Annotated in this window: 18 protein-coding genes; 2 read left to right on the top strand and 16 right to left on the bottom strand. The window is 54.8% G+C overall.

What is annotated here, in order from left to right; translation table 11 throughout:
- Nucleotides 1–693 precede the first annotated feature (693 nt).
- From ACR0I1_RS16060 to ugpB, 14 genes are all read right to left on the bottom strand, one after another.
- A complete protein-coding gene (locus ACR0I1_RS16060; RefSeq protein WP_480707251.1) occupies nucleotides 694–3,354 on the bottom strand; it encodes a molybdopterin-dependent oxidoreductase in 2,661 nt (886 codons plus the stop codon).
- Entirely contained in the window at nucleotides 3,354–3,686 is a 333-nt protein-coding gene (gene nirD, locus ACR0I1_RS16055; RefSeq protein ID WP_170392822.1) for a nitrite reductase small subunit NirD, read from the bottom strand. The genes ACR0I1_RS16060 and nirD overlap by 1 nt, the downstream gene beginning before the upstream one ends.
- Complete coding sequence (nirB, locus tag ACR0I1_RS16050; protein WP_480707249.1) at nucleotides 3,683–6,118, bottom strand: nitrite reductase large subunit NirB; 2,436 nt, start codon at nucleotides 6,116–6,118, stop codon at nucleotides 3,683–3,685. Before nirB ends, nirD begins: the two co-directional genes overlap by 4 nt.
- 4 nt (nucleotides 6,119–6,122) lie before the next feature.
- Nucleotides 6,123–7,802, bottom strand: a complete 1,680-nt coding sequence (locus ACR0I1_RS16045) for an ABC transporter ATP-binding protein (protein ID WP_480707247.1) — start codon at nucleotides 7,800–7,802, stop codon at nucleotides 6,123–6,125.
- A 5-nt stretch (nucleotides 7,803–7,807) separates the two neighbouring features.
- A complete protein-coding gene (locus tag ACR0I1_RS16040) occupies nucleotides 7,808–8,890 on the bottom strand; it encodes an ABC transporter permease (protein WP_480707245.1) in 1,083 nt (360 codons plus the stop codon).
- A gap of 73 nt (nucleotides 8,891–8,963) precedes the next feature.
- Nucleotides 8,964–10,328, bottom strand: a complete 1,365-nt coding sequence (locus ACR0I1_RS16035) for a CmpA/NrtA family ABC transporter substrate-binding protein (protein ID WP_170663071.1) — start codon at nucleotides 10,326–10,328, stop codon at nucleotides 8,964–8,966.
- 271 nt (nucleotides 10,329–10,599) lie between these two features.
- A complete protein-coding gene (locus ACR0I1_RS16030) occupies nucleotides 10,600–11,769 on the bottom strand; it encodes an ABC transporter substrate-binding protein (protein WP_170407176.1) in 1,170 nt (389 codons plus the stop codon).
- Entirely contained in the window at nucleotides 11,766–12,350 is a 585-nt protein-coding gene (locus tag ACR0I1_RS16025) for an ANTAR domain-containing response regulator (RefSeq protein ID WP_480707243.1), read from the bottom strand. Before ACR0I1_RS16025 ends, ACR0I1_RS16030 begins: the two co-directional genes overlap by 4 nt.
- A 908-nt stretch (nucleotides 12,351–13,258) precedes the next feature.
- Nucleotides 13,259–13,732 (bottom strand): LysR substrate-binding domain-containing protein, encoded by a 474-nt coding sequence (locus tag ACR0I1_RS16020; RefSeq protein ID WP_480707242.1) that lies wholly within the window; start codon nucleotides 13,730–13,732, stop codon nucleotides 13,259–13,261.
- A gap of 344 nt (nucleotides 13,733–14,076) precedes the next feature.
- The gene (locus ACR0I1_RS16015) at nucleotides 14,077–15,021 is read right to left on the bottom strand and encodes a glycerophosphodiester phosphodiesterase family protein (RefSeq protein WP_480707240.1); all 945 of its coding nucleotides are present in this window, start codon (nucleotides 15,019–15,021) and stop codon (nucleotides 14,077–14,079) included.
- Nucleotides 15,021–16,076 carry a sn-glycerol-3-phosphate ABC transporter ATP-binding protein UgpC gene (gene ugpC, locus ACR0I1_RS16010; RefSeq protein ID WP_480707238.1) on the bottom strand — a complete coding sequence of 352 codons (1,056 nt, stop codon included), beginning with the start codon at nucleotides 16,074–16,076 and terminating at the stop codon, nucleotides 15,021–15,023. The genes ACR0I1_RS16015 and ugpC overlap by 1 nt, the downstream gene beginning before the upstream one ends.
- Nucleotides 16,077–16,079: 3 nt before the next feature.
- Nucleotides 16,080–16,916, bottom strand: coding sequence for a sn-glycerol-3-phosphate ABC transporter permease UgpE (gene ugpE, locus ACR0I1_RS16005; protein WP_170392936.1), 837 nt, complete (start codon nucleotides 16,914–16,916; stop codon nucleotides 16,080–16,082).
- A gap of 20 nt (nucleotides 16,917–16,936) precedes the next feature.
- Complete coding sequence (gene ugpA / locus ACR0I1_RS16000; protein WP_480707236.1) at nucleotides 16,937–17,818, bottom strand: sn-glycerol-3-phosphate ABC transporter permease UgpA; 882 nt, start codon at nucleotides 17,816–17,818, stop codon at nucleotides 16,937–16,939.
- Between the two features lie 61 nt (nucleotides 17,819–17,879).
- Entirely contained in the window at nucleotides 17,880–19,190 is a 1,311-nt protein-coding gene (gene ugpB, locus ACR0I1_RS15995; protein ID WP_480707234.1) for a sn-glycerol-3-phosphate ABC transporter substrate-binding protein UgpB, read from the bottom strand.
- A gap of 181 nt (nucleotides 19,191–19,371) precedes the next feature.
- Between ugpB and ACR0I1_RS15990 the strand changes: the two genes are divergently transcribed.
- Nucleotides 19,372–20,286 (top strand): LysR substrate-binding domain-containing protein, encoded by a 915-nt coding sequence (locus ACR0I1_RS15990; RefSeq protein ID WP_170733646.1) that lies wholly within the window; start codon nucleotides 19,372–19,374, stop codon nucleotides 20,284–20,286.
- A 491-nt stretch (nucleotides 20,287–20,777) separates the two neighbouring features.
- Here ACR0I1_RS15990 and ACR0I1_RS15985 read toward each other — a convergent pair whose 3' ends face one another.
- Together ACR0I1_RS15985 and ACR0I1_RS15980 are read right to left on the bottom strand one after the other, a co-directional pair.
- On the bottom strand, nucleotides 20,778–21,317 hold the full coding sequence (locus ACR0I1_RS15985) for a luciferase domain-containing protein (RefSeq protein ID WP_480707232.1): 540 nt from the start codon (nucleotides 21,315–21,317) through the stop codon (nucleotides 20,778–20,780).
- A gap of 65 nt (nucleotides 21,318–21,382) precedes the next feature.
- On the bottom strand, nucleotides 21,383–21,973 hold the full coding sequence (locus tag ACR0I1_RS15980; protein WP_480707230.1) for a YceI family protein: 591 nt from the start codon (nucleotides 21,971–21,973) through the stop codon (nucleotides 21,383–21,385).
- Between the two features lie 124 nt (nucleotides 21,974–22,097).
- On the opposite strand from ACR0I1_RS15980, the gene ACR0I1_RS15975 reads away from it, so the two are divergent.
- A complete protein-coding gene (locus tag ACR0I1_RS15975; RefSeq protein ID WP_170408611.1) occupies nucleotides 22,098–22,679 on the top strand; it encodes a TetR/AcrR family transcriptional regulator in 582 nt (193 codons plus the stop codon).
- Nucleotides 22,680–22,970 lie beyond the last annotated feature (291 nt).

The following is a 22,970-nucleotide window of genomic DNA, read 5'->3' as shown; positions in this document are numbered from 1 at the left end:
ATTTGCTTTATCTGGCTGAATGACGCCTTAAATCCCCGCCGCGGACATTCAAATTTCGGTAGATTGTGCGAATATGAATGCTCCGTCCGCTTCGACGGTTTAAACGTTAGCCGCGCACACCATTAGCGTCGCGCTTGCCGCGTTGATGGCCAGCGCAGTGTTATACAGCGTGGCCGGTCGTAGCAGCGACTTCTCATCCACATCATGAGGCAGTGCAGAAAGCGGGTCGATGAAAAAGAGCAGCGCATCAAGGCGCCTTAAGCGATCATCGCACCGATTTGCGCGTCACCTCCGAGAAGACCATTTTTCAAACAGGTGATCTATGACCCGACTTCGGTAGCGATACGCCTCCCGGTCGTGCCGATGCCGGACAATTCCATTACGGCCACCTTAGGTTTTCGTATGCGTCTCAGGGGCATTCTAGCAGACCTAGAAAACTCTTGGATCGGCCCTAAGCAGTCATCTGAAAACAGTCTTCGATGCTGCGCAGCGGCGCGCCAAAGAAGACATTCGCGGTCAACGCGAAATTCGAACACCGGGGAGGTCTTGAGCGTAGAGCGACGCCATCCTCGGACTGAACCGCCAGAACCGTCAACCAAGCTTAACCAGATAGGTGGTGTCGAGCGAAGGGATCCCGCGTGTTCTTTAAAAGCCAACCTAAGCACACCGCTGTAATACTCGAGAACCGCGATTCTATCCCAGTAGTTCTTGCAGGGAATTCTTCGTTTTGTCGTGACTCAATTTCGAATGCTCGGCGATTAAATCAGCCAACTCTGGCCGGCATGAACCGCAGTTCGTTCCCGCACTAAGGGCGTCTCCGATATCGTCGACATTGATCAAACGCTTGTCGTGAATGGCGCGGATAAGGGTTTTTAGCCCGACTTCGAAACACGAACAGACGATTGGGCCGCAGTCCTCAGAATCAACAGATGAATGGCCAGACAGAATCTGCTGAGGCGTTACCTCAGGCAAAGTTGCCAAATAGTCTCGCATCAGGGTGATAGGTCGGCGCGAGACGAAGAGCACTGCCAGAATGCGCTGACCGTCTGACAGCGCAATTCTATAAGAGCCGCGTTTGGGATCTTCTACTGAAGTAGCCGTTGCATCCGGTAAACTAAACCAAACGCGAGCGGTCTTTTCCCAGTCTTCAATAATCTGGTTCCCTGCCAACTCCATCCTGTAGCCGTTGGTTGTTCTGGCTGTCGCCGAATACTCTGCTTCAGGGAACGCTGCATCGGCTGAAACGGCGAAACCGTACCATGCTGCTCTCATACGTCGAACAGATACCGCTGTTGATTTGCTTTCCGGCTGACCAGAAATCGGGTCAGTTACACTGGGAATTATCTCGTTTACACGGGCCGACGGTGCCGTTTCTCCGGTCCAATGAATGGGCGCAAACACATTGCCACGCGCAATAGATTCCGTAATGCGAAGCCGAAATATGCCGCTGCCGACTGAACTACTAACTTCGACCAAATCGACAGGACCAAGCCCCATTTGATCAACGTCCTTTGGGTTCATTTCCAAATAGGGCTCGGCAAGGTGGGCCGATAAGCGAGGCGATAATCCGGATCGGGTCATGGTGTGCCACTGATCCCGATTTCTCCCTGTGTTCAACATGAAAGGGTAGGGTTTTGATGGCTCTGCCTTGGGCGTTCGATGGGTGACCGGCACAAACCGCGCCTTGCCATCAGGATGAAAAAACTGCCCGTCCCCGAAGAAACGACCGTCAGTTTTCCGCGATGCCGTGGGCCATCGTGTCGGGCACATCGCATCATAATCTTCGTCGTTGATGTCCGAAAAGCCAGCAATCTCAAAGTCTTTGCCAAATGAGACGGCAAGCGAGGACATGTTCGCATATTCCCTAAAAATCTGCGCTGCAGACTCATAGCTGAAGGCCTCGGCCCAACCCATGCGGCGGCCAACCTCTGCCAAGATATCCCAATCCGCACGTGCCTGTCCCGGAGGGGTCAGAACGGCGCGTTGCCTGCTGATCATGCGGTCGGAATTGGTTACTGTGCCGCTTTTTTCGCCCCATCCTGCTGCTGGAAGCAATACGTCTGCGAGACGCGCGGTGTCTGTTTGGGCAGTCAGGTCGCTTACGACGGTGAATGGGCAGTTTTTGATCGCCGCATTGACTCGATCGGCGTCCGGCATCGTGGCCGCTGGATTGGTGTGGATGATCCAAAGTGCTTTGATCTGTCCATCTTTAACGGCGCGAAACATGTCGACAGCTTTGAGCCCCTGCTTTTCTGGCAGGATGGGCGCTTTCCAAAAGTCCCGGACGGCTGCTCTGTGGGCCTCGTTTTCGATATCTAGGTGACACGCAAGCATGTTGGCCAGACCGCCGACCTCTCTACCACCCATGGCGTTTGGTTGACCGGTAACCGAGAACGGGCCCATCCCTGCGCGTCCGATGCGTCCCGTAGCCAGATGGCAGTTCAGGATCGCGTTGACTTTGTCTGTTCCGCTGGAGGATTGGTTTACGCCTTGACTGAAAATCGTAACAACCCGCTCGGTTCCAATCCACAGATCGCAAAACGCTTCGATTTCACCTGGGGTAAGTCCGGTCTCATCCGGATCATCAAGCTGTGCGAGTTCGAGGGCTTCAGTGTACCCTACGCTGCGATCCAGAAAATCCGGTGCCACATGCCCCGATTGGTGAATTCTGCTCAGCAAGCGGTTGAACAATGCCACGTCACTGCCGGGTTGCAACGCCAGATGGAGATCGGCCTGATCGCAGCTTGCAGTTCGACGTGGATCGACAACCACAATCTTCGTACCGCGCGCCTGACGCGCAGCTATGACGCGTTGATAGAGAACGGGATGGCACCATGCGAGGTTTGAGCCAACCAAGACAACCAAATCAGCCTCATCCAGATCCTCATAAGTCCCGGGCACGGTATCTGTGCCAAAGGCGCGTTTGTGTCCGGCCACAGTTGACGCCATACACAGTCGAGAATTGGTGTCGATGTTGGCCGACCCCATAAAACCCTTCATCAGCTTGTTGGCGACGTAATAATCCTCTGTCAGCAACTGCCCCGAGACGTAAAATGCCATGCTGTCCGGTCCATGGTTCTTGATTGCGGCAGAAAACCGATCTGCGACCAGTTGCAGCGCGTTGTCCCAGTTTGTGTCTCGGCCGAAGGCGCGAGGAGCCAGCAACCGATGTTCCAGCCCAACTGTTTCGCCCAAAGCCAATCCTTTCGAGCACAAACGCCCAAAATTCGCTGGATGATCCGGATCGCCGCGAACGGTCAAGCCTCCGGCCCCATCGGGCCGCAAAAGCACACCGCAGCCGACCCCGCAATAGGCGCAAGTCGAGCGAACTTCAGGCAGACCACTTCCGTCCATCAGGCGGCGCTCCGCCGGGTAACTGCGCTGTCGTCTAACAGGATACGGTCGTCTTCAATGCGCACGGGATAGATGGTGATGCGGCCATCATCCGCGCCTTGCGCTTCGCCCGTATTCAGGTCAAATACCCAATTGTGCAAAGGACAGGTCACCGACTGCCCGTGCACGATACCCTCAGACAAAGGACCGCCCTTGTGCGGACAGCTGTTAGTCGCAGCATAGACCTCCACCTCGGCAGTACGGAAGACAGCGATGCAGCCGATATGCGTCTTGACCAGACGCGCCCCACGCAAGGGAACCTCGTCGATATGTCCGATGTCGATCCAGCTCATTCTGCGGCCTCCAGTGTGAAATCTGCAATTGGCGCGTAGGTTTGCGCTTTTTCTTTGACGTGTTCGGCCCACGGGTCTTTGCGGTAGATGTTTTGCGACAGTTCGAACCGCGCGACGAGGGCCGCGCGATTTTCATGGTCGTCCACGACCTGCACCTTGACCCAGTCCATGCCCACCTTACCCAGCCATTTATATAAACGGTCCAGATACTTGCCGCCTTCGCGATAGGCTTGCGTGACGGCCATCACGATCTCGATCGCTTCTTCTTCGGTGGGAATCTGACAGAGTAGCTCGGTCTCTTTGACATCCATCCCTGCGGCCCCGCCGATGCTGATCTGATAGCCAGATTCGACGCAGACCACGCCGATGTCCTTGCAGGTCGCCTCGGCACAGTTTCGAGGGCAGCCAGATACGGCCAGCTTCAGCTTGTGCGGCGTCCACGACCCCCACAGGATTCTTTCAAGCTTTATGCCAAGCCCGGTGCTGTCCTGAGTACCAAACCGGCAATGATCGGTGCCGACGCAGGTTTTGACCGTGCGCAGGCCTTTGGAATAGGCGTGGCCAGAGACCAGCCCGGCTTTGTTCAGGTCTGACCACATGGCGGGCAGATCTTCGCCTTTGACGCCCAGCAGATCGATCCGCTGACCGCCTGTGACCTTGACGGTGGGAACATCGTATTTATCCGCCGCATCTGCAATGGCGCGCAGTTCGTCGGGCGTGGTGATCCCGCCCCACATACGCGGTACAACGCTGAACGTGCCATCCTTCTGGATGTTGGCGTGTTTGCGTTCATTGACGAAACGGCTTTGTGGGTCGTCTTGGTATTCCAACGGCCAGTCGGCCAGCAGGTAGTAGTTGATCGCGGGCCTACAGACATGGCAGCCATTGGGCGTCGTCCAACCCAGTTCCTGCCAAACGGCAGCCTGACTTTTTAACTCCTGCCCTTTGATCAGGCGTCGCACATCCTCATGAGTCAGGTCGGTGCATCCGCAGACCGGCTGCGCGGCAGGCATCTGGAACGCGTCGCCCAGAGTGACCTGCAACAATTGCTCAACCAATCCTGTGCAAGTTCCGCAGGATGCGCTAGCCTTTGTGGTCGTGCGCACCGCGCCCAGATCACCCGCCCCCGCATTGATCGCCTCGACGATGTCACCTTTGCATACGCCGTTGCAGCCGCAAATCTCCGCCTCATGCGGCAATGCTGCAACGGCTGAGAGAGGGTCCGCAGTGTCGCCCCCCTGATATGCGGGTCCAAAGATCAGCGTCTCGCGCATTTCTTCTACGCTGGCGCCGTCTTTGATGAGGCCAAAGAACCAGCTGCCATCAGTGGTGTCACCATACATGACCGCGCCGACCAGCCGATCCTCTTCAATCACAAGCCGTTTGTAGACCCCGCGCGAGGGGTCGCGGAACACGATATCCTCGCGCCCCGGCCCATCCGCAAAATCCCCCGCACTGAACAGATCGCAGCCGGTGACCTTCAACTTGGTCGATAGGGTTTTCTGAGCAAACGCAGCCTCTTCACCCAACAAAGCCTGCGCAGCCACTTTCGCCTGATCGTAAAGCGGCGCGACAAGACCGAAGACCGCCCCGTCATGTTCGACGCATTCACCTACCGCAAAGACATCCGAATCCGAAGTCAGCATCTGGTCATCCACATGGATACCGCGCCCGGTGGCCAGCCCAGCCTCTTGCGCCAGAGCTGTGTTGGGGCGGATACCCACGGCCATGACAAGCAGATCACAGGGCAATTCGGTCCCGTCGTCCAGAAGCAGCGCGCGGACCTTTCCGTCCTGTCCGAGGATTTCTTTAGAGTTCGCCTGCAGGCAAATCCTGATGCCTTTGTCTTCCAGCGATTTCTTCAGCAGGTAGCCTGCGGCCTCGTCCAGCTGTCGCTCCATCAGGTGACCCATGATATGCACCACCGTCACGTCAACGCCATGGGCAGCCATACCCGCGGCGGCCTCGAGCCCCAGCAAGCCGCCGCCAATCACGACCACCTTGTTGTCAGGGCCCATGCCCATCATCTGCATGGTGTCTTCCAGATCGCGGTAGGCAATCACGCCCTCCAGATCATGCCCTGGCAGAGGGATCATGAACGGGTTAGATCCGGTCGCAATCACCAGCTTGTCATAGGGAACGTGGCCGTTCTGACCTTCGACCACCTTCATCTCGCGGTCGATCTTCGCGACCTTTTCACCAAAGCGGCAGGCAATGCCCCGCGCGGCATACCACGCGTCGTCATGGGTGACGATCTCGTCATAGGTTTTCTCGCCCGACAGCACTGGGCTGAGCATGATGCGGTTGTAGTTCCCGCGCGGCTCGGCATTGAACAGGGTGATTTCGAACGTATCCGGCGCGGCTTCGGTCAGGTGTTCCAACACCCGGCCTGAGGCCATACCCGCGCCTATGACAACAAGTCTTTGCTTCATGATTTCACTCCGCTGCAATCGCCTTGGGGGCGGGTGTTTTTGGCTTGGCGCCATGTTCATATTCTTCGAGGAAATCGAGGACTTCCTGCCGGTAAGCATAGTAATCCGGGTGCTCCAGCAGCGCTTTGCGCGTGCGCGGACGCGGCAGCTCAACCTTGGTGATCTTGCCGATCGTTGCCTGCGGACCGTTGGTCATCATCACCACGCGATCGGCCAGTAAGATCGCCTCATCCACGTCGTGGGTAACGCAGATCGCAGTGACCTTGGTGCGGGACCAGACCTCCATCAGGACTTCCTGTAATTCCCATCGGGTCAGGCTGTCGAGCATCCCAAAGGGCTCGTCCAGCAACAGCAGCTTGGGGGACAGGGCAAAGGCGCGGGCGATACCGACGCGTTGCTTCATGCCGTTCGACAAGTCGGAGGCGGATTTGTCCATCGCGTCAGCCAAACCGACGCGTTCCAGATAGTATTCAACAACATCTTGCCGCTCGGCAATGCTGGCCTTTGGATAGACCTTGTCCACCCCAATCGCGACGTTCTCCTTGGCGGTTAACCATGGGAACAGGTTGGGGGATTGGAACACCACCGCGCGTTCGGGATCGGCCCCTTCGACGTGACGGCCATCCAGCTTGATCGCACCCTTCGAGATGTCGTTCAGCCCCGCCGCCATGGTCAAAACCGTGGACTTGCCACAACCCGAATGGCCGATCAGCGAGATGAACTCGCCCTTGTCGATCTTCAGTTCGAAATCCTCGACCACGGTCAGAGGGCCTTTGGGCGTCGGATACACCTTGTGAAGCTGCGAGAAGTCGAGGAAGCGGTTCTCGATCAGCCCCTTTTGCGCCTCGGCCACCGCCGTTGGAACACCGTGGATTGGGGTGACATCCGGGAGGATACGCGAGCCTTCGACCTTGGCCTCGATCCCCACATCCATCAGGTATTTGGTGACGTCCGCGCGCAGGCGTTTGAAAGTCTCGTCATTGTTCATGGCTCCACGGTCCCGAGGGCGCAGGATTGAGACAGGGAATTCCTGCCCCAGCGTGCCATCCGGGTTCAGGGCAATGATACGGTCGGCCAGAATGATCGCCTCATCAACGTCATTGGTGATGAGGACACAAGTTTTCTTGTCAGCTTCCCAAATATGTTCGATCTCATCGGCCAGATTGGCGCGGGTCAGCGCGTCGAGCGCCGACAGAGGCTCATCCAGCAACAAAACTTCGGGGTTCATCGACAACGCACGCGCCACATTGACCCGCTGGCGCATCCCACCCGACAGCTCTGCCGGGCGGCGGGTCGCGGCGTGACTGAGGCCGACCATCTTGACGTAATGCGCGACTTTTTCGGCCTTCTCGGTCTTGCTGAGACCCGGAAATACCGTATCCACCGCCAACCCCACATTGCCACTGACCGTCAGCCAGGGCATCAGCGAGTAGTTCTGGAAGATCACGCCACGCTCAGGGCCCGGCCCTTTGATCGGAGTGCCTTTGAAGGTGACCTCTCCGCCGGTTGGGGTGTCCAGCCCGGCCATTAGATTGATAAGGGTGGTTTTGCCGGTGCCGGAAAAACCGAGGATCACCAGAAACTCACCCTCTTGCACGTTCAGATCGATGCCTTTCAACACATCCGTGCGCGCGGTGCCTTCACCGAAGGATTTCGAGGCGTTCTTGAAACTTAGGATGCTCATCGCGCTCACCGGTTGTTTGTGAAGGTAAACAGGGATTGCAGCGCGTACATCACCCGGTCCAGCAGGAAGCCGATGATACCGATGGTGAAGACCGCAACCATGATCTTGGCGAGCGAACTGGAGGAACCGTTCTGGAACTCATCCCAGACAAATTTGCCCAGACCGGGGTTCTGCGCTAGCATTTCCGCCGCAATCAGAACCATCCAGCCGACGCCCAGTGACAGGCGCAGGCCGGTGAAGATCAGAGGCAGGGCAGAGGGCAGCACCAGCTTGGTGATCTTGGTATAGGTGTTCATTTTCAGGACTTTGGAGACATTCACCAGGTCCTTATCGATGGAGGCTACACCCAAAGATGTATTGATCAATGTGGGCCATAGCGAACACAGGGTCACGGTAATGGCCGAGATCAGGAAGGATTTCGCGAACCAGCCGTCATTGGTGACGTAAACGGCCGAGACGATCATCGTGACGATCGGCAACCAGGCCAGAGGCGAGACCGGTTTGAAGATCTGGATTAGCGGGTTTAGGGCTGCATTTGCAGTCGGAGACAGGCCGGCCGCGATACCAAGTGGGACCGCGATGACGGTGGCGATCAGAAACCCAAAAAACACTGTTTTGATCGAAGTCCAGATTTGCTGGTAATAGGTCGGAGCACCCGTGAAGGCGACCTCTTTCACTTTCTCCGGCTGGCCAGCGTCAATGAATTTCTGATTGCGCTTCTCGACCATGGCCTCGAACTTCGCGCGTTTGGCCGCTTTGGCCTTGGCATCCTGGTTCAGGCTGACCATCTCTTCCCAAACCTGCGCCGGCCCCGGAACCGCGCCGAGAGAGGTCTGCACCTTGGGGGCCAGCGTTCCCCACAGCAACAAGAAGGAGCAGATCGACAACAGAGGCACGATCAGCAACCGCCATATCTCGGTCATCTGAGCGCGGGGATTGTCCCCGGCGGCGGCTTTCAGGACCGGGGTCGCCCAGCTGAGACCCAGAACCTGGAACCATTTGTCGGCTGCATTGATGCGGGTGAAAAGGCGGGCGCGACGTTCCTCTCGGGCAGCGTCTGCGTTGAATTCGGGATCGACCGTTGTCATCTGATGTGTCCTTGCGATGGCGGGGCACTTTGGGGGCTGCGCCCGGCGCGGGCCGGGCGCAGGATTAGGGGAATTAGCCTTGCACGTCCGAGCCGATGATCTTCTGCTCGCCCTTCAGGCCTATGGACAGGCTTTCGAGATAGGCGTTGGGTGTGCGTCCGTCGTAAGCGATGCCGTCAATGATATCCTCGGCCGGGGTCGGCGCTTTGTAACCATCGCTGTCCCAGGGGAAGTCGGCTTCATTCGCCAGACCTTCGTCGACCAGCAAGCGGGCGGCTTCCAAATAGATCTCGGGTTTGTAGACGGACTTGGCGACCTCGTCATACCAGCTGTCGGGCTTGGACTCGGCAATCTGCCCCCAGCGGCGCATCTGCGTCAGGTACCAAACGGCGTCCGAGTAGAACGGATAGGTCGCGTTGTAGCGGAAAAACACGTTGAAATCGGGGACTTCACGCTTGTCGCCCTTCTCATACTCAAACGTGCCGGTCATCGAGTTGGCGATAACCTCATAATCCGCGCCCACATATTCAGCCCGGCTCAGAATCTCGACGGCTTCAGGGCGGTTGGCATTTTCGTTCTCGTCCAGCCACATCGCCGCGCGTATCAGGGCCTTGGTCACTGCCAGAGTGGTGTTGGGGTACTGTTCTGCGAACTCGGCATTGAGACCAAAGACCTTTTCGGGGTTGTTCTTCCACAGCTCGTAGTCGGTAATAACCGGTACGCCGATACCCTTGAACACAGCCTGCTGATTCCACGGCTCGCCCACGCAATAGCCATAGATCGTGCCGGCCTCCAACGTGGCAGGCATCTGCGGTGGAGGGGTCACCGACAGGAACACATCCGCACCAATCTGACCGGTCACGTTTTCAGGGCTGTAGTAACCCGGATGCAGACCACCGGCGGCCAGCCAATAGCGCAGCTCGTAGTTATGGGTCGAAACCGGGAAGACCATGCCCATGTTAAATGGCTTGCCTTCTGATTTGTACTTCTCGACGACCGGGGCCAGAGCCTCGGCGCTGATCGGATGCTGGGGACGGCCGTCGTCCATCAACGGGATGTTCGGCTTCATCTCTTCCCAAATCTCGTTGGAGACAGTGATGCCGTTGCCGTTCAGGTCCATTGAGAATGGCGTGATGATATGGGCTTCGGTCCCATAACCGATGGTTGCGGCCAATGGTTGTCCAGCCAGCATATGTGCGCCGTCAAGCTGTCCGTCAATCACGCCATCCAACAGCACCTTCCAGTTTGCTTGTGCTTCCAGCGTCACGAACAGGCCTTCGTCCAGAAAGTACCCATTCTCATAGGCGACAGCCAGCGGCGCCATGTCGGTCAGTTTGATAAAGCCAAAGGTCAGCTCGTCTTTTTCCAGTTCCAATTCGGCCAGTGCTGGAGACACAAGCGCCGTCGTCGCGGCGAGGCCTAAAAGAAGCTTTTTCATCTCGATCCCTTTCGGTTCAGCCCAACCCCATGGGCAAACAAAAAAAGCCGCCGACACAGTCCGCCGGGAGGAGGTGGCGGATGGTCGAGCGGCTTTGCTCTTCTAAGGTGCCCTGGATTGTGGGCGAATTCCGTCGGTGGGCGTCGTTGCCTTCCGATGTCCCGATTAAGTCAGACGCGCAGTGCGACGTCATCATTTTTTGACATCTTCACTTCGAGAATTCTGCAGCGCAGCAAAAAGAGATGCTGCGCTGCAAAAAAATTGTGCAATCTTACCCTGCGGGCTCGAAAATGCGCCGGTCGAAGAAGACGTTCCGAGACAGAATCAAGCTGCCATTGGCTGAGGCAACTGCCGTCGACTCAGACAAAGCTCCTTCAAGTTTCTCGGATGCGCCGGGTGTTTCCACACCAAGCCCTTGCAACTCCCGACGATAGAGATCACTTCGAAAGACCTTGGCTGCTTGTCGTTCCGCTGTACCGACGTCCAGCCCGTTTCTTAGCGCCAATTGATGCGCGACCCATTTTGCCTGACTACGCCACGGGAAGGTGGCAGCACCGTCAAAAAACTCGACAAACCCTTCCACACTGCGTTGCTCGCCGCGTGCAGATATGGCGAACTCACCCATTAACGCTCGGTCGATCAGCTCGGGTGAGACATTGAGGTAGGTTTTGCGTGACAGCATCTCGGACGCGGTTGTTCGGCTGTCCGTGTTTGACAGCCAGCGTCCCGCACGCCATACGGTCCGCATGAGACTTCCCAGCAAATGCGGTTCCGTCTCGGCCCAGTCGTTTCTGACTGCCAACACCTTTTCAGGAGCACAAGTCCAGATCGCCTTTCCGGGCAACAGCAGTGCGCCAACACTGTCGTCCACTGCGAAGGAGCCCCAAGGCTCGCCCACGCAAAAGGCATCGATCTCGCCTCCCGCAAGCGCCTGCGCCATGAGTGGCGGCGGGACGGTGCGGATTTCGACCTGTTTTGAGGCCAGTTTGGTTCCCGCAATCCAATAGCGCAGTAGCTCGACATGCATTGAAAATGGGAAAGGCACGCCAAACACCAAGACTTCATCGGCAGCTTTTGCCAGTGCAGCCCCAGCCGCAGCGGCATCGGTGAAATCAAAACCATAGCCCTGGTCGATCAGTCGCTCGGCCAATTGCGTTCCAACACCTATAACATTGCCGTTCAAAGACAGGACAGATACCGCGGATAGCGGTGTCGCGATTCCACCAAGACCCAAAGCCATCGCAACGGGGACAGGCGATAGTAGATGCGCCGCGTCCACATGCCCAAAGGCCAGCATATCGCGCAAAGAGGACCATGATGGCGCCGGACGCAGGTCCAGCGAGATGCCTTCAGCATGGTCGAACCCCATTTCGCGCGCAACGATCAACGGGGCCGCGTCGACAAGCGGCATATACGCGACGGGCAGTGTTACGGTTCTCATGACAACAACCCCGAAGCAGTGACCAAGGCTTCTGCCACCTCGGCGACACGGCGGTTTTGGTTCATCGCGGTATTTCGGAGTAGCGCATAGGCTTCGTCTTCCGAAATGCCCTTAGCTTTCATCAGCAAACCTTTTGCGCGGTCGATCACTTTACGCTCTTCAAGCGCACGGCGGGTTTCTGCAAGTTCAGTCCGCATCTGGCGCAACACCTGAAACCGAGCGATGGCGGTATCGATGACAGGTTTAATTCGCTCAGCTTGCAATCCATCGACAACATAGGCCGACACACCGGCCTCAACAGCAGCTTTTGCCAATCCGCCTGCGGCGCCTGAGACGAACATAGCCACGGGTCGTTCCAATGGGCCCGAAGCAACGGTAAGTTCTTCCAACATATCTCGAGAGGGGTTGTCGATATCGATCAGGACAATGTCTGGGCTTTGCATTGCAATTTTACGTGCTAACCCAGAGACGTTGCCGATTACAGAAACGTCTACGTCTCCGGCCTCTTTAAGAGCATCTACAATCGCAATGGCTCGTTCTTGGTTCTGCTCGACTACAACGACAGTTAGATGTTGGTTCATAGGGTCACAAGTGAGGCCAAGGCGCATTGGTAGCAATTCCAGCGCCATTTAATGCTTCATCAGGCTGCCGTTCGCCCAATTTTTCAGCTTGATTTCACACTTAGCGGAATAGCTGCACAGTTTTTCTACATGCCATCAAAGAAATCCGTGATAGCACATCGCATCATTTTTTGGTTTTTCAGTTGCGCTACCAGTTTGCTTGAGGCACCAGATTCCACTTCCATTTGCAGATCAAAACCGAAGGTCCGCTTTGACAACTAATACAATGTGTTCCCGCGCCTGCAGCAAATGACTGCTTTCCGCCGATTCTTTAGAAAAGCAACGTGTTCTGGAGCAGAAGTAACGGCACAGCCAACTCAGCCGCACTTGTTTTTGGGGCTAGTAGGATTTGGACAAGCCAAACGCCTCTGGCGATCAGGGGTAAGACGCTGCCTTCCCCCTCGGGCAACCCTATTAGACAAATCCGTGTCTTCGGCTGCGCTTGCGGGCCGCACCACTATTGTCGAATAACATTGCGTCGCCCCCAAGCGCGTTCGCCACGTGGCAGAGCAGCAGGAACAGGCGCCTCCGGCGTCTGATCTGCAAATCAGCCCTGGTTTTCTCGAAAGGAAGTCAGGATCAACTAAATCGGTCCGGGTTCTGGATGAAGGAAGGGACGCGAAAACGGCAAGGCTCTGTCGCTGCTGGCAGAACTATGTGTCGCCTTACAACAAGGAAATGTGGAACTTCACTGATCGTGGACTCAATCGACAACCAAAACCTCAACAAAGCGGTCGATTACGTCATTCAATTCTGACCCAAACGTCAAGCATTTCTGACCCAATACGAGTAACCGCCATTCAACGACGCTGCTGTTAGTGTCTCAAAAGAGTACAGTTTACCGTCCATCTTTCCGAATAGAATAACCGCTACTCCCGCTTTGAGGTTCCCGAAACCCAGAACTCGTTTCGCCTAGACCTGACCCGCTCGGACATAAAATCGACGAAGAGCCGGACACGCGTGGTGTTTCTAAGATCACGATGCAGCAATAGCCAAATGTTTCGGTACGGTATCGGCTTTTGGAAGGGCGCACGGATCAGATCGGGATGGCGGTCGCCAAGATTGCACGCAAGATAGGCCATGCCAAGACCGGACGCCGCCAATGTGATCAAAGGCACAAGTTCTGAAACACGATGCTTGAGCCGGGCTTTCGGATGGTAACTGTCTTTGATCCATTTGGCCGTAATGGCCTCTTCTGGCTCATGCCAACCGATGAAATGCAACCCCTCGCCGCCATTGTCGCAGATCCGTTTGGCGTAGTCTCGCGTGCAATAGGCTGCTTGAGACATCTGGACCAACTTTCGCCCGACCACATCGTCCGTCCCCACAAGAGGTTTTTGCATTGAATGAACCCCAAGACGGCTTCATCGAGTCGCGCGACGGACATTCAACCTTGATTGAACACTAGTGCCTTGACGTTTGAACGTTCGCAGCAAGAATCCAGTCTTTCTTGCCATCTATCGGACAACCTTTCGGCAGGATCCAACGTCCCGTGTCACGCGACGTGATTAGAAGGACCTTAAGGCGGTCCCCGAACAATTGCAGAGGCAACGCTGCATTTATTTAGTACGCTGAACCACTATTCTTTTCGCCTAGCTGGCCAGATTAAAGCGGTGATGTGATTTATCCTTTTCGATTATGACAGGAAGAAACAAAAAAGCGTCAGGCTCTTGCGACTCAGAACTCACTAGTTTCTGACGCGCCACCTCATACACAAATCCGATAAATGCCTTTGAACCCGACCGGGGTAGTCAGATACAATTGCATCCACGCGCAGGTCGATCATCCTGTCTATTTCTTCGTGCTCATTGACCGTCCAAACGGCAACACATAGGCCCAGTTCTTTTGCGCGCGCCACATTTTCTTCCGTTACATCCGTGTAGTATGGGCACCAAAGCGAACCGCCAGCTTGCTTGACCAAATTTGGAATTTCATCACGACGACCACGAAAGTCAGGGCAAACCGCTTTCGAGGAATCCTCACCAACATCCGCCGCGTTTTCCGGAAGCTGCGTCAGGTAGGAAGACGGCATGTCAGGAGCCTGCCGCTGACACTCCTCCAACAGGTTCCAATCAAAACTGTGGAGCACCGCGCGCGAAGACAATCCTTTGTCACGTACTTCTTGAAGAACCCGCCCGACAAATTTCTTCCTATAAAGCGCATCGTGAGCCAAATCCGGATCCGACTTCAGTTCGAGCATCAAATAGGCGTCGCCGTATTTTGGATCATCAACCAAATCCAGCAAATCCTGCAACTTTGGAACACGGATGCCATCCAGTTGAGCCTGGTCCGGAAACCGTTGGCCATAAGCCGAATGACCATCCAACCGCCCGATGTCAAATTGCTGGATTTGCTCGAACGTCAATGACGAGACCTTCGGCTCTTCTCCGGTCAGAAACAGGCCATTTGCGTCACGAAAGCTAGGAGCGTGTAGCCGATGGTTGTGGGTTATGATCGGTACGTCATCGGCCGTCAGGACAACATCAAACTCAAGCAGCGGGACGCCGATAGAGAGCGAAAAGTCAAAGCCAATCATACTGTTTTCGGGCAGCACACCCCGCGCACCTCGATGCCCCACAACCCGGATCAGGTTTTTGCCACCACGAAAGGCTTCAACCTGTGGAAAGACCATCAGCCTTCCAACCTCTTGCCGGATGAATGGTCAAACAGATGCATGTGCTCTGAGGCAACTGAGAACCGCATGCTCGGATGCCGGCCTTCGATTGGGTGGACACCCGGAAGGCTTATCGTGATCGCGTCGCCTCCATCCGTGAGCTGGCCATGCAACAAGGTGTTTGCGCCTAGCGGTTCCGCCATCTGAATAGCGGCTTCCAACGGACCATTGTTGTCCAGAAACAGATGCTCTGGTCGGATTCCAAGCTTTAGTGGGGTTTCAGGCCCCGTGGATGGGCCAATCTCTAAGCCCCCTATCTTAACCGTTCCGTTTTCACGCTGAGCATCAAAGATATTCATTGCAGGGCTACCAATAAATTGAGCCGCGAAAAGGGTTCCTGGTGTTTCATATACCTCCAATGGCGTCCCAATCTGCTCAGCGATGCCTCCGTTCATCACGATCATCCTGTCTGCCATCGTCATCGCTTCGACCTGATCGTGAGTCACGTAAAGCGATGTAATTCCAAGCTTTTCCTGAAGCTCGCGGATTTCTAAACGCATCTGAACACGCAGCTTGGCATCAAGATTTGAGAGTGGTTCATCAAACAGGAAAACCGCTGGCTCGCGAACAATTGCCCGCCCCATTGCCACCCTTTGGCGTTGACCGCCTGAAAGCTGCCGGGGTTTGCGGTCCAACAAAGCTTCCAGCTGCAACAGTTTGGCGGCCTCGGTCACCTTCTGGTCAATCTGGTTCTTTGGAAGCCCCGCGATTTTCAGCCCATACCCCATGTTCTGGCGCACCGACATATGTGGGTAGAGCGCATAATTCTGGAACACCATCGCGATATCGCGATCCATAGGCTCTTTGTCGTTGGCTCGTTCTTCTCCAATCCGGATTTCACCGGACGTTACGGTTTCAAGGCCCGCAACCATTCGCAAAAGCGTGGATTTTCCGCAGCCCGAAGGGCCAACAATCACGATGAATTCACCGTCCGCAATATCTATGTCGATGCCATGGATAACGTCCGTCGGGCCAAAGCTCTTTTTGACATTCTCTAAGTTTACTGTTGCCATTTTTTATTTCTCGCTATCGACAAGGCCGCGGACAAAGAGCTTTTGCATAGACACCACCACGATGACCGGCGGGATCATTGCCAAAATCGAAGTGGCCATGATGACCGGCCATTCCGCCACGTCGTCGCCGGATGGGAACATCTGTTTGATACCCATCACGATGGTGTTCATTTCAGGATCGGTAGTGATGAGCAGCGGCCAGAGATATTGATTCCACCCGTAGATAAAAAGGATCACGAACAGCGCCGCGATATTCGTTCGGCTCATGGGGACCACGATATCAATGAAGAACCGCATCGGGCGGGCACCATCGACGCGTGCAGCTTCGGCCAGTTCATCCGGGATCGTCAGAAAGAACTGCCGGAACAGGAACGTTGCCGTGGCCGAGGCGATTAAGGGGAAGATCAGCCCATAGTAGCTGTTGAGCATGCCGAACCCGGCGACGACTTCGAACGTCGGCACAATACGAACCTCGACCGGAAGCATCAGCGTTAGGAAGATCAGCCAAAAGAACGTCGTTCGCCCGGGAAAACGGAAATAGACGATCGCAAAAGCTGACAGCAGCGAAATTATGATCTTGCCCACTGCGATTCCGATGGCCATCACGAGACTGTTGAACAACATTGTGGCGACCGGGACGTTCACGCCGGAAAACAGCGCGGCCTTATAGTTTTCCCAGAATTGATCGCCGGGAAGAATGGGCATGGGCGGCGACACGATTTCCGGCTGGGTCACAGTCGATGCCACGAACGCCAGCCAGATTGGGAAAAAGATGATTAAGACGCCAAGGATCATCATGGCATGGGTCAACCAGATCCCCATGCCACGTTTTTCGACCATTCCGTGTTGTTGGGCTGCCATCAGTAGTGCACCCTTTTTTCCACGTATTTGAATTGGATGACGGTCAGCAGACCAACGACAATAAGCAGGATGACGGACTGAGCGGAGGACGAACCGAGATCTTGTCCAACGAACCCATCCGAGAAGACTTTGTAAACTAGAATGGTCGTCGCCTGCTGTGGGCCACCGCCAGTGATCGTGTGGATGACGCCAAAGGTCTCAAAGAATGCGTAGACAACATTCACCACCAACAGGAAGAACGCGGTTGGTGACAAAAGCGGCAGCACGATTGTGAAGAACCGGCGCCAGAAGCGCGCGCCGTCAATTGCCGCAGCCTCGATCACCGATCTTGGGACCGACTGCAGCGCTGCGAAGAAGAACAAGAAGTTATAGCTGATACGCCCCCAGGCTGAGGCTACAACCACCAGGCCCATGGCCTCGGTGCCGTTCAGAACGTGGTTCCAGTCATAACCAAGCTGGCCGAGGTACCACGACGCGACACCAACACGCGTGTTGAACATGAACAGCCACAGCACGCCTGCAACAGCGGGGGCAACGGCGTAGGGCCAGATCAGCAGCGTCCGGTAAACACCCGATCCTTTGATCAGGCGGTCTGCTATGACGGCCAGAAACAACGCCGGGATCATTGAACACAGTGTCACGAGCGTTGAAAACACCGCCGTCGTCACAAAAGAAGCACGGTAGAATTTATCGCTCAGCAGGAATTCAAAGTTGCCGAACCCCACGAATTGGGACGACAGCCCAAAGGGATCAGGTATGAACAAAGACTGCCAAACCGCCTGCCCGGCCGGATAGAAAAAGAAAACGGCGGAGATAATGACCTGAGGGGCGATCAGAGCCAATGGCAGAAGCCAGCCGCGAAAGGTGACGCGTTTTTCCATCCCGATAAACCACCGAATAAAGAAGATGCGGGCCCGAAACAGGCCCGCATCGAATTAGGACTTATTGATTGGCAGACTCGAACCGGCGCAGTAGGGCATCGCCGCGTTCTTTCGCACTGTCCATTGCTTCCTGAGCGGTCTTTTCACCGGACCAGACAGCCTCGAGCTCTTCGTCGATGATGCCGCGGATCTGGTCAAACGACCCCAGACGCAGACCCTTCGAATTCGCAGTCGGCTCTTTGGCGGTCATCTGTATGACAGCAATGTCAGTACCTGGGTTTTCTTCATAGAAACCAGCATTTCGGGTCGCGACGCCAGCTTCGGCGGTGATTGGAAGATACCCTGTGTTCTGATGCCAGTTCGCCTGAACGTCCGAAGATGACAGGAAGCTCAGGAATTCACCGACACCTTTGTATTCTTCAGGATCGTGACCCTCCATCACCCAAAGCGAAGCGCCACCAATAATGGTGTTTTGCGGCTCGCTCACGACCGCCTCCCAATAGGGCAATGGGCGCACGTCGAATTCGAACTCAGCCTCAGAGCTAATGCCGGCATAACCTGCCGAACTTTCGGTGAATAGTGCGCATTCACCTGCCCGGAAGTTCGCGCCACCTTCGTTTCTGCGGCCGGTATAGATGAATTTACCATCTTTGGCCCAGTCACCCATCGCGGTCAGGTGTGCCACCTGCGTCGGTCCGTTCAACATCAGCTCGGTATCAAGACCGGCAAATCCATTGTCCTTCGATGCGAATGGGACGTCGTGATAGGCCGAAAGGTTCTCAAGGTGGATCCAGCTTTGCCAAGCAGTGACCAGCGGACAGTCTTCACCCCCAGCCTTAAGCTGGTCAAGAACGTCACCAACCTTTTCCCAGGTCGACAAATCCGTGTCAGGGTCAACACCCGCCGCTTCCATAGCATCGCGATTGACCCAGAGAACGGGTGTGGACGAGTTGAAGGGCAGCGACAGCATGTCCCCGTCAGTGGTCGTATAGTAGCCTTTGACGGCACCAATGTAGGCATCAGGATCGAATGATGCACCGCTTTCAGCCATCACTTCATACACTGGTTTGATAGCCCCTTCGGCCGACATCATCGTTGCCGTGCCTACTTCGAAAACCATCAGGATATGTGGTTGTTCACCTGCTCGGAAAGCAGCAATACCCGCATTCAAGGTTTCCGAATAGTTGCCTTTATGGCTTTCTACTACAGTGAACTCATCTTGGCTGGCATTGAACTCTTCAACCTGAGCCTTCACAAGATCGCCTAGTCGACCGGTGAAGGCATGCCAGAACTGAATTTCGGTTTGCGCCATAGCCGCCAACGGCGACAGAGCAGTTGTTAAGGCGAGAGCGCCTAGAAAATTCTTTTTCATGATTCCTCCCATGCATCAGGGGTTGATGCTTCGTTGAATACCGACCGCAACGCGTAATCAGCACACATGACGATTTCACGACGTTAACGTTACAATTTTATAATTCAAGCATTTAATTTTTGAGAAAAACATAACATTACATTATAAACCAACCAGGGAAACAACGAACCAGGTTCAAAATATGAGTCAGACTTTGCGGATCCGGCAATTGGAAGCGCTCATGGCCGTTTCCATCAATGGGTCGGTCACTGCTGCAGCTACGGATCTTGGGATAAGTCAGCCTGCAGTCAGCAGACTGCTTTCTGATCTGGAAAAATCACTTGGCTTTCAGCTTTTTGATCGTCGCGAAGGTCGCTTGGTGCCCTCGCAGGAGATACGATATCTGCAACCCAGCGTAGAGCGCGTTCTGGAATTGATGAAGCAAATCTCGGATGTCAGTCAGGACATAACGCAACGCAAAGCGGGACACATCCGCATCGCATGTTTGCCTGGGTTCGCCACCAGTCATCTTCCCAACGTCATCGCCAAGTTTCTAGAAGATCGGCCAGGTGTAACAATGACGATCGAGCCAGACAGACCGGAACGCATTCTCGAGTGGATGATCGGTGAGCAATATGATTTCGGAATCACAGATAGTTTTAACGGGCATCCGGCCGTCGAAAGCAGAGACATCGATGTCCGTACAGTTTGCGTGTTTCCTACCGGACATGAATTGGAAGAACTCTCCGAGGTGTCACCTACGGATATTGCGAATGCCAGGATTATTCACACAAGGCGCGACAGCGACTTTTTTGGAAAACTCTCAAAAGCGTTTCAAAATGCCAACGTCAAACTGAATTCCCACATCGAAGTCAGACAGTTCACGGCGGCTTGTGAGTTGGCTGTGAAGGGTGTTGGGATTTCCGTGGTCAGCGAGTTGGACGCCGTCCAGTATTTAGACGACGGATTGAGCTACCGACCCTTCAAACCGCTCTTGTCACATACGCTTTCCCTTGTTCGCCCGGTTTTGAAACAACCGTCACTGGTGACGCTTGAGTTCATCGAGCAGTTCCGAGAGAGCCTAGCCCCGTTCAAGGTAGATAAACACCATCACTGATTGTAGGGCTGCAAACGCTAATGTTCGGTGACAACAAGCCGTACACTTTCTTTCTTCATAGCCAGAAACCCTCTCTTATCAAATCGACCTAAACTGTCCCATGGGCGCTGACGTCAGACATTCCAAAACTTGCGTTGAAACACACAGCCGAGCAAAATGTCTAATTGGCTGGCGAAGCCTAGAATTGAGGTGAAGTAGTTAGCGCGTTTCGCGTTACTAACAAAGGTTCACTTTGCAATATCCATTCTGAAAGTGTCAGCCCGTTGCTCTCTTCATCTGTGACCGATGGCGGCCCGAAGCGGAACTTCGACTCTGAGCTTTGCAAAATCTAACAAGCGGACGGCAGCTTCCATTAGTGTGAATGGCTTGAAGGTATCGAGCGCTTCGCCACGGCGACAATTTAATAAAAAAATGACTATGAGAAACAAGGTGGCTGAAACTGCTCTCTGACAGGAAACAGGTGTCCCCGCACACTTTCGCACAATTCGAGCTTAGCCCAAGGTGTTGCCGGTGATGAAGGTGTACGAGCTTTCTACCAGATCGATGACGACATCCAACTCTTCTGGTGTGGTCGGTGTATATATCAAGACAAAGCCGCTCCACCCAGGACGTTGCTTGGCCCAAGGGTGAGCTACGGCCCAGCCAGCCTCAATTGCCCGCCGCGCCATTGCCGGATGCAGCGAAGCGTGCAAGCTGCCATCAGGATGCATATGCGCAAATTCAAACCCACCGACGATAGAGCTCGGTTGAGACAAAAACATGTCGGGATCAAGCTGAAAACCAATTGCGCCAGGTAGTGATATGCGTGTGGGGCCAAGTGTAACCCCTGGGAATTGAGCAACTCGCTCCAGCAATAGCTGGGCCAATTCGGCATCAATTTTGACACCAATCTGAGTATGCGGTATGCCGCTTGTCGTTTCAGGACGGTGCGAGGTGCGCTCCGGCAAGGAGCGCTCTTGCGCGGACGCCATCGAGCACATCAATGCCACTACCGTGATAGCAACCGCCAATGTTCTCAGGTGCACATTCATTTTGTTGTCAGCCCGTCAAAAGTAAAGATTGAGTGCTCAGCGCGGTTTCGGTGCCCCTGCACGCATCATTCAGCTTTTAACGCCTCGATATTGATCAAGAGATCTATTTCGTCGCTCACGGCTGGTGCAAAGGCCCCAAGTCCGAATTCAGACCGCACGATAGTCGCCGTTGCTGCCAGCCCCAAGGTCGGTCTGCCCTCCTTTTCGCCAAAAGGGTATGGCGCTGACTTGTTAAGCGTTGTTTCCATAACAACAGGTTTGGTGATGCCATTCATGGTCAGGTCGCCAGAAATATTCGCGGAATTGTCCCCGGTGACTTCGATGCTGGTTGAGGCGAATGTGACCACGTCACCGTCAGTCGCGCCAAAAAAATCATCGGACATGAAGTGTTGCAAACGGGCATCCCAGCCCGTGATCATAGATTTTACAGGCATAGACACTGTGACAGATGATGCAGACGGATCATCTTCGTTGAACTTTATCTCACCGCTAAAACCTGAGAACATTCCAAATGTTTCTGAGAACCCGATGTGGTCGTAGCTGAACAATACCTGGCTGTGTCCAGGATCCAGCTCGTAGGTGCCACTCTCGGACAAAGCGGTTGTCGCGCCCATCGATAAGAGTACCGCCAGCGGGGTTGCTGCCACTTTGAACATTGATACGCTCCCATTTTGACAAGACGTGTTTGTGGAATTGAGTTTTGCGATTTAGGTATTGGCTGACCATACTTTTAGGGCAAAATGTTCTACAGCGCAACAAAATGTTCTATAGGAGGGGCGATTGAAAGAAGATCCCAGGCTGATCGCCACACGACAGGCCGCACTTGATGCGGCGCAAAGGATACTGATGGATGAGGGCGTGCTGCACGTAACTCATGGCGCGGTTTCAAAGGCAACGGGCATTTCGCGCAGCACACTTTACAGGCACTGGCCAGATGCGCGCGGTCTGCGTGATGCAGCATTCAGGCGCATCGCAACACCGCCTAACATACCACCCAAAACAGATGGCCCGCTGCGATCTGACCTGCGCTGGTTACTCGGAGTACTGATGGGAGCCTTGAACGACACACCATGGGGCCAAATTGCGCCTCAAGTTGTCGCTGCTGCGTCCACCGATGCAGAAGCGCGCTTGGTGATCACTGAATTCATGAAAGACAGGTTTGCAAGTGTTGAAGCCGTGCTTTCAGCCGCAATAGATCGGGGTGAGATCGCCGCCGACGTTCCGGTTGACCAATTCATAGAACTGGCAGTCGCTGCACCTTATTTCCGCAAGCTCATTCGTCACGAGGCGCTGAACGAAGAATGGTTGGACAAACATGTCGATCTGCTTTGCAGTATCGCGAAAACCAATTCAGGACAGTGACCATCGCCTGACTTTGCAATCACAGCGACCTTCAACTGGCGCGAGATTTCGACAAAACAGCAAGTTATGATCAATAGCCTGTCCAGCCGGTTCCTCATAACTGCGGCTCCAAAAGGTCTCGGCAAACGTTCGCTATGATCGTTCGTTGAGGTTTGCAAAGTCTGCTTTCTGCGCATTTCTGTATTTCGGCCATCCTCAGTTTTTTGGCAAGTACCGATCCAAAAGAGCGTCGACCAACCCTTCCTGAAGTCGGTAACCAGTTGCTTCGTCTACACGCAGAATGTCTTCAAG

Source organism: Ruegeria sp. B11, from assembly GCF_056539785.1.
This window is presented reverse-complemented; position numbering and strand designations above follow the sequence as displayed.